This is a genomic window from Candidatus Contendobacter odensis Run_B_J11, assembly GCF_000531125.1.
Taxonomy (GTDB): domain Bacteria; phylum Pseudomonadota; class Gammaproteobacteria; order Competibacterales; family Competibacteraceae; genus Contendibacter; species Contendibacter odensensis.
This window is the reverse complement of sequence record NZ_CBTK010000029.1, coordinates 1-14999: the sequence shown is the minus strand read 5'-3', so window position 1 is coordinate 14999 and position 14999 is coordinate 1. Positions and strand designations below refer to the sequence as shown.

Below are 14999 nucleotides of genomic sequence, written 5' to 3'. Positions count from 1 at the left end.
AGGAACTTTAGCCGGTTCCATCCCAGGAGCTACCCCCCATCCTTATCCAGAACTCACGTTAACTACCGTGTCAATAGGATGCACCCATGATAACCCGACGTTCCCTGATGACCACCGTAACACTGCTGGCATCGCTGATTGTGGTTTCCGGCATGGTGCCGGCTGCCGAAGAGCCGGTGAAGAAAGCTGAAGAACTGGCGCCGAAGACCGGGGAAGCGGCCAAGCAAGCCGACTTTCTGTTCGTGCAGAACGCCCACAGCATGGACTACGCGGAAGGCAAGCTGACCCTGAAGGGCGTAAGCCCGACCACGATCATGTTCTCCGACCGCCCCGAACGCATCGCCGACCACATGCTGACCGCGCGGTTCGTGCCGTTCTGGAAGGAGGGCAAGGACAGCTTCCTGTCCGATCCGCCCAACGCCACTCTGTCGGTCTTCGACGAGAACAAGGTGAAGGACGTGGTGGTCGTACTCCGCGATCCAGAGTTGAAGGGTGATGAGCTGAGCTACACTGTTCGCGTACTGGAGGGGAAGATGCCCGCCAAGGGGGGGCCGGCCTCGCTGTTCATCGACATCATCGGCATGCCGTTGACGCCGATGTCCTACGCCGGGGCCGCTCGCCGTGGGTACCGCCGTGGGTACTATTAACCAGCCCTTTCAAGGTGTAAAAATACAACATTGAAAATCAATAAGTTGAATTTAACCTCGAACCCTCTTCTTAGCCAAACCCGATGTTAGGCCGAGTCGGGTAACAGAGAATCAGACGGTGACGTCAACCATCAACTGAGCACCTTGAAAGGGCTGGTGTTGGGAGCTAAAAGCCGGGCAGCGGCCAGTGACTTCAATCCGGTCGGTTATCCACACTCCAAGGTTCGGCGCTTCCGTCATGAGCCGCTGGCCAGTAGGGCGCAATCATCAAGAGCGTCGCCAGTCGCTTTGCCGATCCCATTCGCGCAACCGTGCCAATTTTTCAGCGATCCGTCCTTCCAAACCATTCGCGGTCGGCTGGTAGTAGCGAGCGCCTTGGAGCGCCTCTGGAAAATAGTTTTCGCCGGCGGCATAGGCATTGGGTTCGTCGTGAGGAGAGCGGTAGCCGTCGCCATGCCCCAAGTCCCGGGCGAGCGCGGTGGGCGCATGGCGTAAATGCGCGGGCACTTCCAGCGTGCCGTAACGCTGGACATCTTCACGGGCGGCGGCCCACGCGGTATAGACGGCGTTGCTTTTGGCCGCAATCGCCAAATACAGCACCGCCTGCGCCAATGCCAATTCACCTTCTGGACTGCCCAACCGCTCTTGCGCCTCCCAAGCGTTCAACGCCAACGGCAAGGCGCGGGGGTCCGCGTTGCCGATGTCTTCACTGGCCATACGCACCACCCGCCGAGCGAGGTACAGCGGATCACAGCCGCCATCGAGCATCCGCGCCAGCCAATACAGCGCGGCGTCCGGGCTGCTACCGCGCACCGCCTTGTGCAGCGCCGAAATCTGGTCATAGAACAGATCGCCGCCCCGGTCAAAGCGTCGTCCGGCACCATCGTGCATCACCACGGTTAAAGCCGCCTCCAGCGTTTCTCCGTGCGCTTCGGCCAATTCTGCCGCCCGTTCGAGCCAGCTTAGAGCGCGTCGAGCATCGCCATCAGCGGCCCGTGCCAATCGCTCCCGCACTTCTGCCGCCAACGGCCAGTGTCCGCCTAGCCCGACTTCGGAATCGCCTAATGCGCGTTCAAGAATCTGGTCAATGGCGGCGGCGTCCAAGCGGTTGAGAACATAGACCCGCACTCGCGACAGCAGCGCGTTGTTCAGTGCGAAACTCGGATTTTCCGTGGTCGCTCCGATAAAAGTCAGCACTCCGGTTTCGACATGAGGGAGAAACGCATCTTGCTGAGCCTTATTAAAGCGGTGAACTTCGTCCACAAACAGCACGGTGCGGCGTTGCTGTTCACGCCAGAGAATTTGCGCCTGCTCCACCGCCGCCCGCAGTTCTCGCACTCCGGCCATCACCGCCGATAACCGGATGAACTCGGCTTGACTGGAACCGGCCAACAGTTCCGCCAAGGTGGTCTTGCCGGTGCCGGGCGGTCCCCACAACACCATCGAATGAAGGTGGCCGCGTTCAATCGCGGTTCGCAACGGCTTACCGGGCGCCAGCAGATGAGGCTGACCGACCCAATCATCGAGTCGGCGCGGGCGCAACCGGTCTGCCAGGGGGCGACGCGGATCAACAGTAGGCATAACGGCTCACTCGCGCCTGACGACTCCATAGACGCCCCACACCGCCAGCACCATACCGGCCAGCGAGATCGGCGGAAGGGTCTCGCCAAAGAGGCCCCACGCGATCAAGGCGGTACTCAAGGGCGTCAGATAAAACAAACTGGCGACGCTCACCGCGCTGCCCCGGTGAATCAGCACGTTCAACAGACTGATCGCGCCCATCGACAGCACCAGGACCAGCCAGCCCAGCGCAAACACGAACGAGGCCGTCCACGTTACTTGAAAATCGGCAAACAGGGCAATGGCGATAGCGGTAACGAATGCGCTGGCGATGAATTGGATCACTGAGCCGGTGCGTAGATCAAAGCCGGCGCAAAAGCGTTTCTGATAGAGCGTTCCAGCGGTCATCCCGACCAGCGCCACCACGGCCGGAATGAGCATCGGCCCCAGTTCGGCGTTGACGCCAAACTTGCCGGAGACCACCAGCGTCAGGCCGATGAAGCCGAGAACCAGCCCGCCCCATTGCCGCAGATGGACCTGTTCGCCAAGCAGCGCTCCGGCGCCGACTGCCGTCAGCAACGGCTGCATTCCAACCACCAGGGCGGTGATGCCGGCGGGTAAGCCCTGTTTGATGGCAATGAAGACGCCACCCAGATAAGTCGCATGGATCAGCACGCCGGACACGCTGATATGCCCCCACTGGCGCAGGTCTGTCGGCCACGGCGCGCGACTGAGCAGAGCCATGGTGAACATCAGGACGATGACGCACAGATAACGCACCAAGAGAAAGGACAACGGCTCGGCGAATGGCAGACCCCAGCGGGCACTGACAAAACCGGTACTCCACAGAAAAACGAACAGGAATGGGTAGAAATGTTTCATCAACAGTTGACGGGCCTTTTGATTAAAACCACTGAATCGGGAGAAATGCGGTGATGATTTCACAGCCCTTCGCTGAACTGATCCGCACTGCTTGCATCAAGGCGGCGCTGATCCAAGATAACGTCGCAAGGCGGACCGACAGGCCGCAAATCCAGTGAATCGATCATAACTTGAACCCGCCTTGCACCGCGCTACAAGCAAGGATGACCAAGGATGTATCGCTGCTGACCGGCTATACTCAATTCGATTTTTCAGGAGGTGAACTATGGTTTTTGCACAGCGTCGGTTACTTTCCGTTCTCGGTATTGCCGTTTTTTTATTCCTAAGCTCATTGCTGGGGAGTTCGCCTGCTTTGGCGCATTCTCCATCCTACCGGCATTGTCATGGGTCTCATCACCATCGCCATTGCCACCGTCATCACCATCACCATCACCACTATTATCGCCATCGGCCAGGCTGGAATAATCGGTAGGCCACACCTGTCGCGCTTCTGCCGCATGCAGGACTCCCGGCAAGATTACCGTAAATCTCGACGGGTCTAAGAGGCTGTCTAAAAACCAAGTTATTGATCTGCTTAATGGTGGAGTCGGGTTAAAACTGGCTAGAAGCGGGTTCCGCGCTAAATTTTTGTTCAAAATCAATGGCGAGTTTTGCGACAGTCTCTCAGGCCGGGCCAGCGCTCCAGCGGATGCAGGACATCCTGTCGGCCAAAAGCCCTTATGGACTGATCAAGGAAGCTGCTGCCTTAATCAGCACAGTGGATGACGTGAATGCGGCCCTGCTCTCCGAACGTCGGAGTCAGGCGCTGACCAAAATCGACGCCCACATCGCTACGCTGAATCAGGATATGGCTCAGGCTCAGGGAGATGCCAGTTTGCGGGCTGCCTGTCTGCAACCGCTGGACACCTTGAAGGCGCAGGTGCGGCAGGAAAGCAGTCTGGCTCATATCACCCAGGCCGAAGGGGAAGCGGTCAAGGCGTTCGATACGGCGATTGAACGGATTGAAACCTTCCTGCGCCAGCGGGCTGAACAGCAGCCCGCCCAACCGGATGGAGTCCGTGACGTTCCACCACCGCCGATTAAAAAGCAGCGCATCATCAAACCCGCAGCGCTGATGCAGACGACCTACTTGGAATCGTCCGCCGAGGTGAATAGCTTCCTCGATGCGCTCCGCAGCGAGCTTGAACAAGCCATCGCTAACCACGAACGCATCCAGATTCGATAAGGTCAGCCATGAATCGCACCCCACTGAAAAACTACGCGCCGCAAGCCCGCCGCGACTTCATCCAGGCGATGACGGATCGGGCGGCCTATTACGGGCTGACGGTGAATAAGGTGGAGCCAGTGGTGGAACAAGGTGATGTGGCGATCATCGCGGGCCGGGAGTATTCACGGACTATCGCCGGAAAACGGAAGGCGCTGGAAGATCGGATTCAGCGGCAGGGGTTTGAGCCGACGATGGAGGCGCTGGCGTATACCTGGTTCAACCGGCTGGTGGCGATCCGGTTTATGGAGTTGCATGACTATCTCGATCATGGCTATCGGGTGTTGAGCCACCCCGAAGGCAAGCCAACCCCTGAGATTCTGCAATACGCCGAGCATGTCGAACTGCCGGGCTTAAAACCAGAAACCGTCATTGATCTCAAACTGGACGGCAATAAAGAAGCCGAGCTTTATCGGTTGCTTCTCGTGGCCCAATGCAACGCCCTCCACCGGGTGATGCCGTTCTTGTTCGAGCCGATTGACGACGAGACCGAACTACTGCTGCCCGATAACCTGCTGCATTCCGATTCGCTGATCCGCACGCTGGTCAGTAACTTGGATGCGGAAGATTGCGAAAGCGTGGAGGTGCTGGGCTGGCTCTATCAGTTCTACATCGCCGAGCGGAAGGATCAGGTCATGGCTCGCAAGAGCGCCGTGCCTACCGAAGACATTCCCGCTGTCACCCAGCTTTTTACCCCGCACTGGATCGTCCGCTATCTTGTCGAAAACTTGCTGGGTCGGCTCTGGCTGCTGAATCGCCCCGGCTCCCGGCTGCGCGAGCAGATGCCCTACTACATTGAGGGCGATCCGGAAACCGATTTTCTCAAGATCACCCGGCCCGAGGATATCCGCCTGTGCGATCCCGCCGTGGGCAGCGGGCACATGCTCACCTACGCCTTCGATCTGCTCACCCTGATCTACCAGGAGGAAGGTTACGCGCCCGCCGAGATTCCCGCCCTGATCCTGCGGCACAATCTGTATGGGCTGGAGATTTGCCCCCGCGCTGCCCAGCTTGCCGGGCTGGCCCTGGTCTTCAAGGCGCGGGAAAAGTCCCGGCGCTTCTTCCAGTCGGAACACCTCGTCCGGCCCCACATCATCGAGTTGTGCGAAGTGCGTTTTGCGGAAGACGAGTTGCGCGATTACAGCGACGCTCTCGGACTGGGCGACCTTTTCGATCCGCCCCTGCTCAAGTTGCTCCACCAGTTCGAGGAGGCAAAGAACTTCGGCTCGCTGATCCAGCCGTGCCTCGACGAACGGGCCATCGCCAACGCCCGCCGCGCCATCGAGGCGAAGGACCTCGGCGGCCAGCTCTTCCTGCGCGAGACGCACCTCAAAGTCCTGCGCGTGCTGGAACAAGCCGAGGCGCTCACCCAGCGGTATCACGTCGTCGTCGCTAATCCGCCGTATATGGGTGGAAAGGCTATGAACGAAGCTCTGAAAGCATTTGGTAAAGAAAATTACGAGAATGGGCGGGCGGACCTGATGACCATGTTCCTTGATCGCTCGTTCACGATTTCCAAGAAAGGAGCGATGCTCGCATTCATCACCTTGGACAGCTGGATGTTTCTGTCTTCGTTTGAAGAGTTGAGATCTGAATTGATCCGAATCGGGCGTGTCAGCAGCCTAATTCACATTGGTTGGAACTGCTTTCCTCACGGCCATCTATACAATCGGGGCGTCGGCTTCGTTTTCTGCAATGTGCCAGGCGGTGGCAAAGGCAGCTTTATAAATCTTAGTAACGTCGCAGCTACTGTAGAAAAAGAGCAACTGTTCCTTCAGCGAAAGCACACTGGAGAATGTCTTTATGCCATTGATCCGCGCAGTTTCAAAGCGCTCCCAGGAACTCCAATTGCATATTGGATGAGTTCGATAGCCATAAGTAATTTTGAACGGTGTATTTCGCTGAACCAGATCGCAGATGGAAAATCAGGAATGTCGTCATGCAATAGCGATGAGTTTCTACGAAAATGGCATGAAGTAGCACTTTCTCGAATCTGTTTTGAAGCTAGCACACTCAAAACCGCTCAAGAATCTGGGGACCGTTGGTTCCGATATAACAAGGGAGGCGGAGGGCGCAAATGGCATGGATACAACGATATTCTTATTAATTGGGAAGCTAATGGCCGAGACATAAAGGCATTTGTTGTCAATAATCCGAGAGATCCAGACACAACTCACTGGTCGCGCCGCCTTTTCAACCTAGATTACTTCTTTCGAAAAGGAATTACATGGTCAGCCGTCACGTCATCACGATTTTCGTCTCGTATGATTTCAGAGGCTGGAGTAATTCCTGGAACTGGTAGCAAGACCCTTTATGATGTTGAGGCCAAGATTAGCCCAGCTACGCTTTTAGGGTTTTTGAATTCGACCGTTACGTCCTATTACCTTACTGCTTTCTCACCGACACTAAACTTCGAAGCTGGAGATGTTGGTAAGCTGCCTATTATCGCGCTGTCATCTGATGCTAGTGCAGATATATCTAAAAATGTTAATGAGTTAATTTCCATATCCCGGATTGACTGGGACAACTTCGAGACCTCGTGGGACTTCCGCGACCTGCCGTTGCTGCGTCCGGGGCTGAAGGGCGCAACGCTGGAGGCAAGCTGGCGGAATTGGGATGCCCACTGCACCGCCGCCATCCGCCGGATGCAGGAACTGGAGACCGAGAACAACCGGCTCTTCATCGCCGCCTACGGCCTCGACGGCGAATTGCAACCCGAAGTCCCCGAGGAGCAAATCACCCTCGCCCGCCGCGACATCGCCGCCTTCCTCTCCTACGCCATCGGCTGCATGATGGGCCGTTACCGCCTCGACCAGCCGGGCCTGATCTACGCTCACAGCGGCAATCGAGGCTTCGATCCCAGCCAGTACCCGACCTTCCCCGCTGACGCCGACGGCATCATCCCCCTGCTGCAAACCGACTGGGGCTTCTCGGACGACGCCACCCACCGCACCCACGAGTTCCTCCGCGCCACCTTCGGCGAAGCCCCCCTCACCGACAACCTCCGCTTCATCGAAGAAGCGCTCGGCAAAGACCTGCGGAAGTATTTCCTGACCGACTTCTACAAAGACCATCTCCAAACCTACAAGAAGCGCCCCATCTACTGGCTGTTCTCCAGCGGCAAACAACGCGCCTTTCAATGCCTCGTCTACCTGCACCGCTACCACGTCGGCACGCTCGCCCGGATGCGTACCGAATACGTCATCCCGCTCCAGGGCCGGATCACCGCCCGCATTGACCAACTCGAAGGCGACAAGGTCAAAGCCAGCAGCACCAGCCACCGCAAGCAACTCCAGAAAGAGCAGGACAATCTCAAAAAACAACAGGCCGAACTGCTCACCTTTGAGGAAAAACTCAAACACGCCGCCGATCAGAAAATCAGCCTCGACCTCGATGACGGCGTGAAGGTCAACTACGGCAAGTTCGGCGATTTGCTGGCCGAGAGCAAAGCGATTACCGGCGGCAAAGACGACGAGTAGCCACTCAACAGGTTGTTTGTATTTCAGAACAGGAGATCATCCATGCCCCGCAAATTGCCATTCAATGTCGCCGTAGGTTCCCTGCATCAACTGATCGAAGGGATGGTTCCCGGAGAGGAACTGGTGCTGACTGTCCAAGGTGAACCGAAAGCCGTCGTCACCAAGCCACCCCGGACGAGTTGGCCTTGTCAGCCGGGCACAGCGAAAGATACTCGGCACTGGATGGCTCCAGACTTCGATGCGCCACTGGAAGATTTTGCGGAGTACATGGAATGACGCTGCTCCTCGACACCCACACCTTCCTCTGGTTCTGGTGGGCCGACCCGAAGCTCAGTGTCAGAGCGATGGAAGTCATTTGTGAACCGGCGAATCGGAAACTCATTAGTCCGGCCAGCTCATGGGAAGTCGCCATCAAGGTGAGCCGTAAAAAACTTGAATTGGGAGCGCCATACCCAGGTTTCATCCATATGCACATGCTGCGGAACAACTTTGAATTGTTGCCGATTACCGATGAGCACCTGGCGGGACTCATCGATATGCCATTTCATCACAAAGATCCATTTGACCGGATGCTGATTGCCCAAGCGAGCTACGAAGGCATCCCAATAGTCAGTGCTGATGAGCAATTTGATGCGTATCAAATAAAACGTATTTAGTAGACGATTAGAAAAAGGAGGACTTTATTATGTTAGCGACCATCACCGTTGAAGAAGCTCAACTCAACCTGAAAGACGTGATCGACCAAGTCGCGGCGGGCCAGGAAATCATCATTACCCGGAATCAGCAACCCGTAGCCAGATTGGTCAGCGAGTTACCGAAAAAGAAATTGCGGCCCGCACCAGGACTGGGGAAAGGAAGCATTATCTACATGGCCCCGGATTTCGACGCGCCATTGGTGGCTTAAAAACGGAGGACTATTTATGTCAGCAACCATCGCTCTCGAAGAAGTGAAAATCAGCCTGAGTGACTTGATCGACCAAGTCGCGGCAGGCCAGGAAATCATCATTACCCGGAATCAGCAACCCGTAGCCAGGCTAACGAGTGAACCCGTCAAAAAACGGCAGCCCCGCAAGGCAGGAAACTGTATCGGCATGATCAAAATTGTGTCCGATGACGACGAGCATCTGAAAGACTTTGAAGAGTACATGTGATGCGATTGTTGCTGGATACGCATACCTTCCTCTGGTTCGTACTTAACGATTCCAAACTCAGTCGAGTGGCCGATGCGCTGATCACCGATCCCAGCAATGATGTGCTGATCAGTCCAGCAACCTACTGGGAAATTGCCATCAAGGTAGGAAAGCAAACGCTCGATCTTTTTGCCCCGTATGACGACTTCATGATGCGGGGAATCCAAGGGAACAATTTCGAGATACTGCCGATTGAACCCCGGCATACCTCCTTATTAACCCGGTTGCCGATGCACCATAAAGACCCTTTTGACCGACTGCTGATTGCTCAAGCGAGCTACGAAGGCATCCCAATCGTCAGCGTTGATTCGGCATTGGATGACTACGGCGTGACCCGGTTATGGTAAAGAGCGGATGAGCGACCAACACCAAATCCACGCTGCGCTCACCCGCCTGTTCAACGACGAAGGGCAACGCATTGTGTTCTGGAACGACCCTGACAAAGAATTTCAGAACACGCTGCCCTTCATCATCCTGGAGGGCGTCACCGTGCTACGGCTGGATGAAGTCGGGGCGCTCGAAACCAAGATTCGGTTAGAACGCGGCGAACCCGATGGCAAGTTCCTGCTCTACTCCCCCACCGAAGAACCCGACTACGAAGACGACTGGCTGCTCGACATCCGGTTCTACAGTCACCGCTTCCGGGCGGATCGGGCGAGTATCCTGCTGCACGAGCTGAGGTTGGTGAACCCGCACCTGCGGACTCACCTAGCCGAACGCCGCAAATTCTTTGACGCCAAAGACCGGCTTCAAAAGATCAAGCCTCTGGTCGCCCCGGAAGATACTGCCTCTGACCTTGACCGCAAGATGATCGCTGTGGTCATCAAGGCCGACCTGCCGGAACTCTTCAACCTGATCCGCTCCATTTTTGACGCCTGGACTGAGGGAGAAATCGACCTCGACACCCCGCCCGCCGTCTGGAGCCAGATGGAGAAGTTCGACCTCGACGTGCCGTTCTGGGCGATGGTCAAAGCGACCTTCGGCTACGAGGAAGAAACCCCGACCCTGAAGAACTTCCTGCTGCGGTTGTTGCTCACTGATTACGCCTATCACCTCAAGGGCGACGTGCTGCCGTCGCTCCGTGGCCTGCTGTTGCCCCAAATCAGCCGGTCCAACGCCGTGGTGTGTTTGGCGCAATGGCGGGATTCCAGCAGCAAGGGAACCAGTTACAACCGACTTTCGGCGGAAGCTGCGGCGATTCTGAAGATTGAAGATCACCTCACCAATCTGGAGATCGACGCCCTGGCCGACGTGATGACCTTTCTGGCTGTAGAGAAGCAGATCGCCAGTAGCCTGCGGGAACGGGTACAGACCACTGCCGCCACGATCAACGCTGAGGATGTGCGGGCCATCGCCACCCGTAGGCAGGCCGGGCATTGGGCTTCGCTGAACCTGGCCGATTCCCCAGCCGCTCCACGGCAGGCGCTCCACGCCGTTTACGCTGCGCTGGTGGCCGCAGCCAACTTCTACGCTTTATGGAATCTGCACCCCAGCGGCTTCCCTGACCCGGACGCGGCCACGCTGTACCGAGCCTACGAGAAGGAGCTGTATCGCTTCGATCAACTCTATCGGCACTTCTGCGAATCTGCCGATACGGCTGAGGAGCAAGGTTGGAATATCCTCAAACCGCTCCGAACCGATATTGAGGCTCACTATGTCAACGGGTATCTGACCCACCTGGCTTTGGCCTGGGGTCAGTGCATCGAACCGCCCGGCGGCCTGCTGAGCCAGTGGCGGATTAAACAGGTTCCCAACCAGTACCGCTTCTTTGACCACACCGTGAAGCCCTGGCTGGAGGAAGGCGAGAACCGGAGGGCCTTCGTCATCATCAGCGATGCGTTCCGCTACGAAGCCGCCCAGGAACTCACGACCGAACTCAATGGCAAGTACCGCTTCGAGGCTACGCTGAGTTCGCAGTTGGGCGTGCTGCCTTCGTACACCGCCCTGGGCATGGCCAGCCTGTTGCCGCACCAGACCCTGGCCTACCAGGGGAGCGACGTGCGGGTGGACGGGAAGTCGAGCAGCGCCAGCGAACGGAACAGCATCCTGCACGCCATCGGCGGTCTGGCCTGTAAATACGACGATCTGATGGCCAAGAAGAAGGAAGAGGGCCGGGAGTTCGTGAAGAATAAGCGGGTCGTTTACATTTACCACGACACGGTCGATGCCATCGGAGATGACGGCAAAACCGAAGGGAAAACCTTCGCGGCGGTACGGATGGCGATCAACGAACTGGCCGCGCTGGTCAGTTACATCATCAACAACTTGAACGGCCACTACGTCGTCGTCACAGCGGATCACGGGTTCCTCTTCACCGAAACCGCCCGAGTCGAGACGGATAAAAGCCCGCTCAAGGACAAGCCCGACGGCACGGTATTAGCGAAGAAACGCTATCTGATCGGCCAGCCGCTTCACGATCACGATTCGGTCTGGCACGGCCAGTTGAGTGTGACCGCTGGGGCCGAAGGGAACATGGAATTCTGGATTCCTAAGGGAGCCAATCTGTTCCACTTCGTCGGTGGGGCGCGCTTTGTTCACGGTGGAGCGATGCCGCAGGAGATCGTGGTTCCTATCGTTACGGTCAAGCATGTCCGGGGTAAGTCGGCCCAAGAAACGAAGACGAGGCCGGTAACGGTCCAGGTGCTGGGCAACAGCCACCGGATCACCACCGCCCAGCATCGGTTCCAATTGATTCAGATGGAACCCGTCAGCGACCGGGTGAAGCCGATCACGCTAAGGATTGCGGTGTACGAGGACGAAGAAGCCGTAACGAACATCCAAACCGTGAAGTTTGAGAGCGGTTCCGACACCCTAGATGAGCGGAAGCAGTGGGTCAGTCTCGTCCTGAAAGAGCGGCAGTACCACAAAAAGACGCCTTATCGCCTCGTGCTGCGCGACGCCGACACCGGCATTGAACAGCAGAGCGTGGACGTGATGATCAACCGGGCGTTCACTGATGATTTCTGAAATCCCCCCGACGGACAGCGACCTCGATGACCTCCTTAACCAGCATTTTCCCGGCAAGGTGGTTCGCAAAGACTTAACCAAACTGGTTAAAGAAGGAGCGAACGTCCCGGTGTACGTCCTGGAATACCTGCTGGGCAGTTACTGTGCCTCGAACGACGAGGCGGTGATTCTGGAAGGACTGCAAACTGTCAAGCGGGTGCTGGCCGAGAACTACGTCCGTCCCGACGAAGCCGAGAAGGTAAAATCCACCATTCGGGAACGGGGCAGCCTCAAGATCATTGACAAGGTGACGGTCACGCTCAACGAGAAGCGGGATGTGTACGAGGCGCTGCTGAGCAACCTTGGCGTCAAAGGGATTGAAGTCTCCAGCACCCTCGTGAAGAAATTCGAGAAGCTGCTCGTGGGCGGCATCTGGTGCATCGTCACGCTGGAGTATTTCTTCGAGGCGGATCAGAAAGGCTCTCCCTTCCTGCTGCGGGACTTGAAGCCGATCCAGATGCCGAACATGGATTTGGAGGAACTGTTTCAGGCCCGGCGGGCCTTCACCGAACCGCAGTGGATCGACGCTCTGTTGCGTTCGACCGGCATGGAGCCGACCCACTTCCCGGATCGGGTGAAGTGGCACCTGCTGGCCCGGCTGATCCCGCTGGTGGAGAACAACTACAACTTGGTCGAGCTGGGGCCTCGAGGAACCGGCAAAAGTCATATCTATAAAGAGATCAGCCCGAACAGCATCCTGATCTCGGGCGGGCAGACCACGGTGGCGAACCTGTTCTACAACATGGCCCGCCGTCAGGTCGGTCTGGTGGGTCTGTGGGATGTGGTCGCCTTCGATGAAGTCGCGGGCATCTCGTTTAAGGACAAGGATGGTGTCCAGATCATGAAGGATTATATGGCTTCGGGTTCGTTTGCCCGTGGCCGGGATGCGATCAACGCTTACGCCTCGATGGTATTCGTCGGCAACATCAACCAACCGGTGGATACCCTGGTAAAGACCCGTCACCTGTTCGCCCCTTTTCCCGAAACGATGATCGACTCGGCCTTCTTCGACCGCTTCCACGCTTATGTTCCCGGCTGGGAAATCCCGAAGATGCGGCCAGAGTTCTTCACCAACCAGTACGGCTTGATCGTGGATTACTTGGCCGAATGGCTGCGGGAGATGCGGAAGTGGAACTTCGGGGATGCGATTAATAAGTATTTCAAACTGGGCCGTGATCTGAACCAGCGGGACACCATTGCCGTCAAGCATACCGTTTCTGGCCTGCTGAAGCTGCTGTACCCCAATGAAGAGTACGACAAAGAAGCAGTCCGCCGTTGCCTGGAATATGCCCTGGAGAGCCGTCGCCGGGTGAAGGAGCAGTTGAAGAAGATCGGTGGGATGGAGTTCTTCGACGTTCATTTCTCCTACATCGACCTGGAAACAATGGAAGAAAAGTTCATCAGCGTACCGGAGCAGGGAGGCGGGGCGCTGATCCCGGATGGCCCGCTGAACCCCGGCGTGATGCACACGGTCGCCACCGGTTCGGGCGGGCATCTGGGCTTGTACCGTCTGGAAACCCAGGTCACGGCGGGCAATGGCACCCTGAAGACCTCCGGCCTCGGCTCGAACTCGGCGGCGAAGGAAGCCATCAAGGTCGGCTTCGATTACTTCAAAGCGAATTCCAGTCGAATCAGTGCCTCGATCAAGGCTGGGGACCACGACTACCACCTTCATGTAGTCGAGCTGCACAACACTGGCCCGACCCACGCTATGACCTTGGCGACGTTCGTCGCGCTGTGTTCGGGCGTTTTCGGCAAGCCGCTCCAACAACAGATGGTGGTTCTGGGCAGCATGAGTCTGGGCGGCAACATCGTCCCGGTGGAAAACCTGGCTGAGTCATTGCAGGTCGCTTTCGATGCCGGAGCCAAACGCTTGCTGCTACCGATGGCCAGCGTGAAGGACATCCCCACGATCCCCGGCGAGTTATTCGCCAAGTTCCAAACAGGGTTCTACGCTGATCCCGTGGATGCGGTCTTTAAAGCCCTCGGGGTGGCGTAAGACAAAGAAGACTGCGGACGTGTGTCTGTGGCGGCATGAAGAAGCCTATGCAGGCGATCAGTGCCAGAACTTAAGATTTCTGGCACAGGTTTTCACCCCTGCATAATCAATCACTTGCCTGTGCCATAAATTAGGGACAAAATAGGAGCTATGCACCTCGGCTACGCACGGGTCTCGACCGGGGATCAAAACCCTGATCTGCAACGGACCGCCTTGAAGCAGGCCGGCTGTACTCGGCTGTTCACTGACACGGCCACGGGCGCGCATGTCCGGCGACCCGAGCTGACCAAATGCTTCAAAGCCCTGACTGCGGGCGACACCCTCACCGTCTGGAAGCTGGATCGGCTGGGGCGGTCACTACGGGACTTGATCAGCCTGTTGGATGATTTGAAGGCGCGGGGAGTGGCGTTTCGCTCGCTCACCGAAGCGGTGGATACCACCACACCCACAGGCCGGGCGATGTGGCAAATGGTGGGCATTCTGGCGGAACTGGAACGGTCGTTGATTCAGGAACGGACTCAGGCCGGTCGAGTCGCCGCTATGGCGCGGGGAGTGAAGATGGGCCGTAAAGCCCTACTGTCTGCACAACAGATTACTCATGCCCGGACGTTGATTGGACAGGGGGAACCTCACGATGCGGTGGCGCAATCGCTTAAAGTGTCGCGGCGGACACTTTATCGGGCGTTGCAGGGATAAGAGGTAATGAGGGCATCACAGGTTACGCTCTGCAACAAAGCCATGAAGAATATGGGGCACAGAAAAAGGTCCTGTAAATTTTCCTGTGATGGCGAGGCTTGGTAGCGTCAGGCTAGGGCGTTGACTGAATTCGACCCATTGATCTCAATAGGTGATGTTCATTTTACCTGCCTGCCCCACAGTTCCGATCACAGGAAAATTTACAGGAGGAATCTTTGAGGTGCCCCTCGTTTTTCGCTTTCCAACAAGCCGCGCTTAAGCCGCCTTTGGGTGCTG

Annotated in this window: 14 protein-coding genes; 12 read left to right on the top strand and 2 right to left on the bottom strand. The window is 57.1% G+C overall.

The window, feature by feature from the left end:
• Positions 1 to 107 precede the first annotated feature (107 nt).
• Positions 108 to 647, top strand: a complete 540-nt coding sequence (locus tag BN874_RS02545; RefSeq protein ID WP_230314306.1) for a hypothetical protein — start codon at positions 108 to 110, stop codon at positions 645 to 647.
• Between the two features lie 267 nt (positions 648 to 914).
• On the opposite strand, the gene BN874_RS02540 is transcribed toward BN874_RS02545, so the two are convergent.
• The gene (locus BN874_RS02540) at positions 915 to 2228 is read right to left on the bottom strand and encodes a replication-associated recombination protein A (RefSeq protein WP_034430657.1); all 1314 of its coding nucleotides are present in this window, start codon (positions 2226 to 2228) and stop codon (positions 915 to 917) included.
• Positions 2229 to 2234: 6 nt separating this feature from the next.
• Positions 2235 to 3089, bottom strand: a complete 855-nt coding sequence (locus BN874_RS02535; RefSeq protein WP_034430659.1) for a DMT family transporter — start codon at positions 3087 to 3089, stop codon at positions 2235 to 2237.
• A gap of 383 nt (positions 3090 to 3472) precedes the next feature.
• Here BN874_RS02535 and BN874_RS24150 point away from each other — a divergent pair, with 383 nt between their 5' ends.
• From BN874_RS24150 to BN874_RS02485, 11 genes are all read left to right on the top strand, one after another.
• Positions 3473 to 3631 carry a hypothetical protein gene (locus BN874_RS24150; RefSeq protein WP_154724712.1) on the top strand — a complete coding sequence of 53 codons (159 nt, stop codon included), beginning with the start codon at positions 3473 to 3475 and terminating at the stop codon, positions 3629 to 3631.
• Positions 3632 to 3729: 98 nt separating this feature from the next.
• Positions 3730 to 4314 carry a hypothetical protein gene (locus BN874_RS02530; RefSeq protein ID WP_154724711.1) on the top strand — a complete coding sequence of 195 codons (585 nt, stop codon included), beginning with the start codon at positions 3730 to 3732 and terminating at the stop codon, positions 4312 to 4314.
• Positions 4315 to 4322: 8 nt separating this feature from the next.
• Entirely contained in the window at positions 4323 to 7832 is a 3510-nt protein-coding gene (pglX, locus tag BN874_RS02525) for a BREX-1 system adenine-specific DNA-methyltransferase PglX (protein WP_034430655.1), read from the top strand.
• A gap of 42 nt (positions 7833 to 7874) precedes the next feature.
• Positions 7875 to 8108 (top strand): DUF2281 domain-containing protein, encoded by a 234-nt coding sequence (locus BN874_RS02520; RefSeq protein ID WP_051497330.1) that lies wholly within the window; start codon positions 7875 to 7877, stop codon positions 8106 to 8108.
• Positions 8105 to 8488, top strand: coding sequence for a type II toxin-antitoxin system VapC family toxin (locus BN874_RS02515; RefSeq protein WP_034430654.1), 384 nt, complete (start codon positions 8105 to 8107; stop codon positions 8486 to 8488). Before BN874_RS02520 ends, BN874_RS02515 begins: the two co-directional genes overlap by 4 nt.
• 29 nt (positions 8489 to 8517) lie before the next feature.
• Positions 8518 to 8736: a type II toxin-antitoxin system Phd/YefM family antitoxin gene (locus BN874_RS02510; RefSeq protein WP_034430653.1), complete on the top strand. Its 219-nt coding sequence runs from the start codon at positions 8518 to 8520 to the stop codon at positions 8734 to 8736.
• 16 nt (positions 8737 to 8752) lie between these two features.
• Positions 8753 to 8983 (top strand): type II toxin-antitoxin system Phd/YefM family antitoxin, encoded by a 231-nt coding sequence (locus BN874_RS02505; RefSeq protein ID WP_034430651.1) that lies wholly within the window; start codon positions 8753 to 8755, stop codon positions 8981 to 8983.
• Positions 8983 to 9369, top strand: a complete 387-nt coding sequence (locus BN874_RS02500; RefSeq protein ID WP_034430649.1) for a type II toxin-antitoxin system VapC family toxin — start codon at positions 8983 to 8985, stop codon at positions 9367 to 9369. Before BN874_RS02505 ends, BN874_RS02500 begins: the two co-directional genes overlap by 1 nt.
• A gap of 7 nt (positions 9370 to 9376) precedes the next feature.
• Positions 9377 to 11989: a BREX-1 system phosphatase PglZ type A gene (gene pglZ, locus BN874_RS02495; protein ID WP_034430648.1), complete on the top strand. Its 2613-nt coding sequence runs from the start codon at positions 9377 to 9379 to the stop codon at positions 11987 to 11989.
• Positions 11979 to 14027 carry a protease Lon-related BREX system protein BrxL gene (gene brxL, locus BN874_RS02490; protein WP_034430647.1) on the top strand — a complete coding sequence of 683 codons (2049 nt, stop codon included), beginning with the start codon at positions 11979 to 11981 and terminating at the stop codon, positions 14025 to 14027. Before pglZ ends, brxL begins: the two co-directional genes overlap by 11 nt.
• A 150-nt stretch (positions 14028 to 14177) precedes the next feature.
• Positions 14178 to 14723: a recombinase family protein gene (locus BN874_RS02485; protein ID WP_034430645.1), complete on the top strand. Its 546-nt coding sequence runs from the start codon at positions 14178 to 14180 to the stop codon at positions 14721 to 14723.
• Positions 14724 to 14999: the final 276 nt, after the last annotated feature.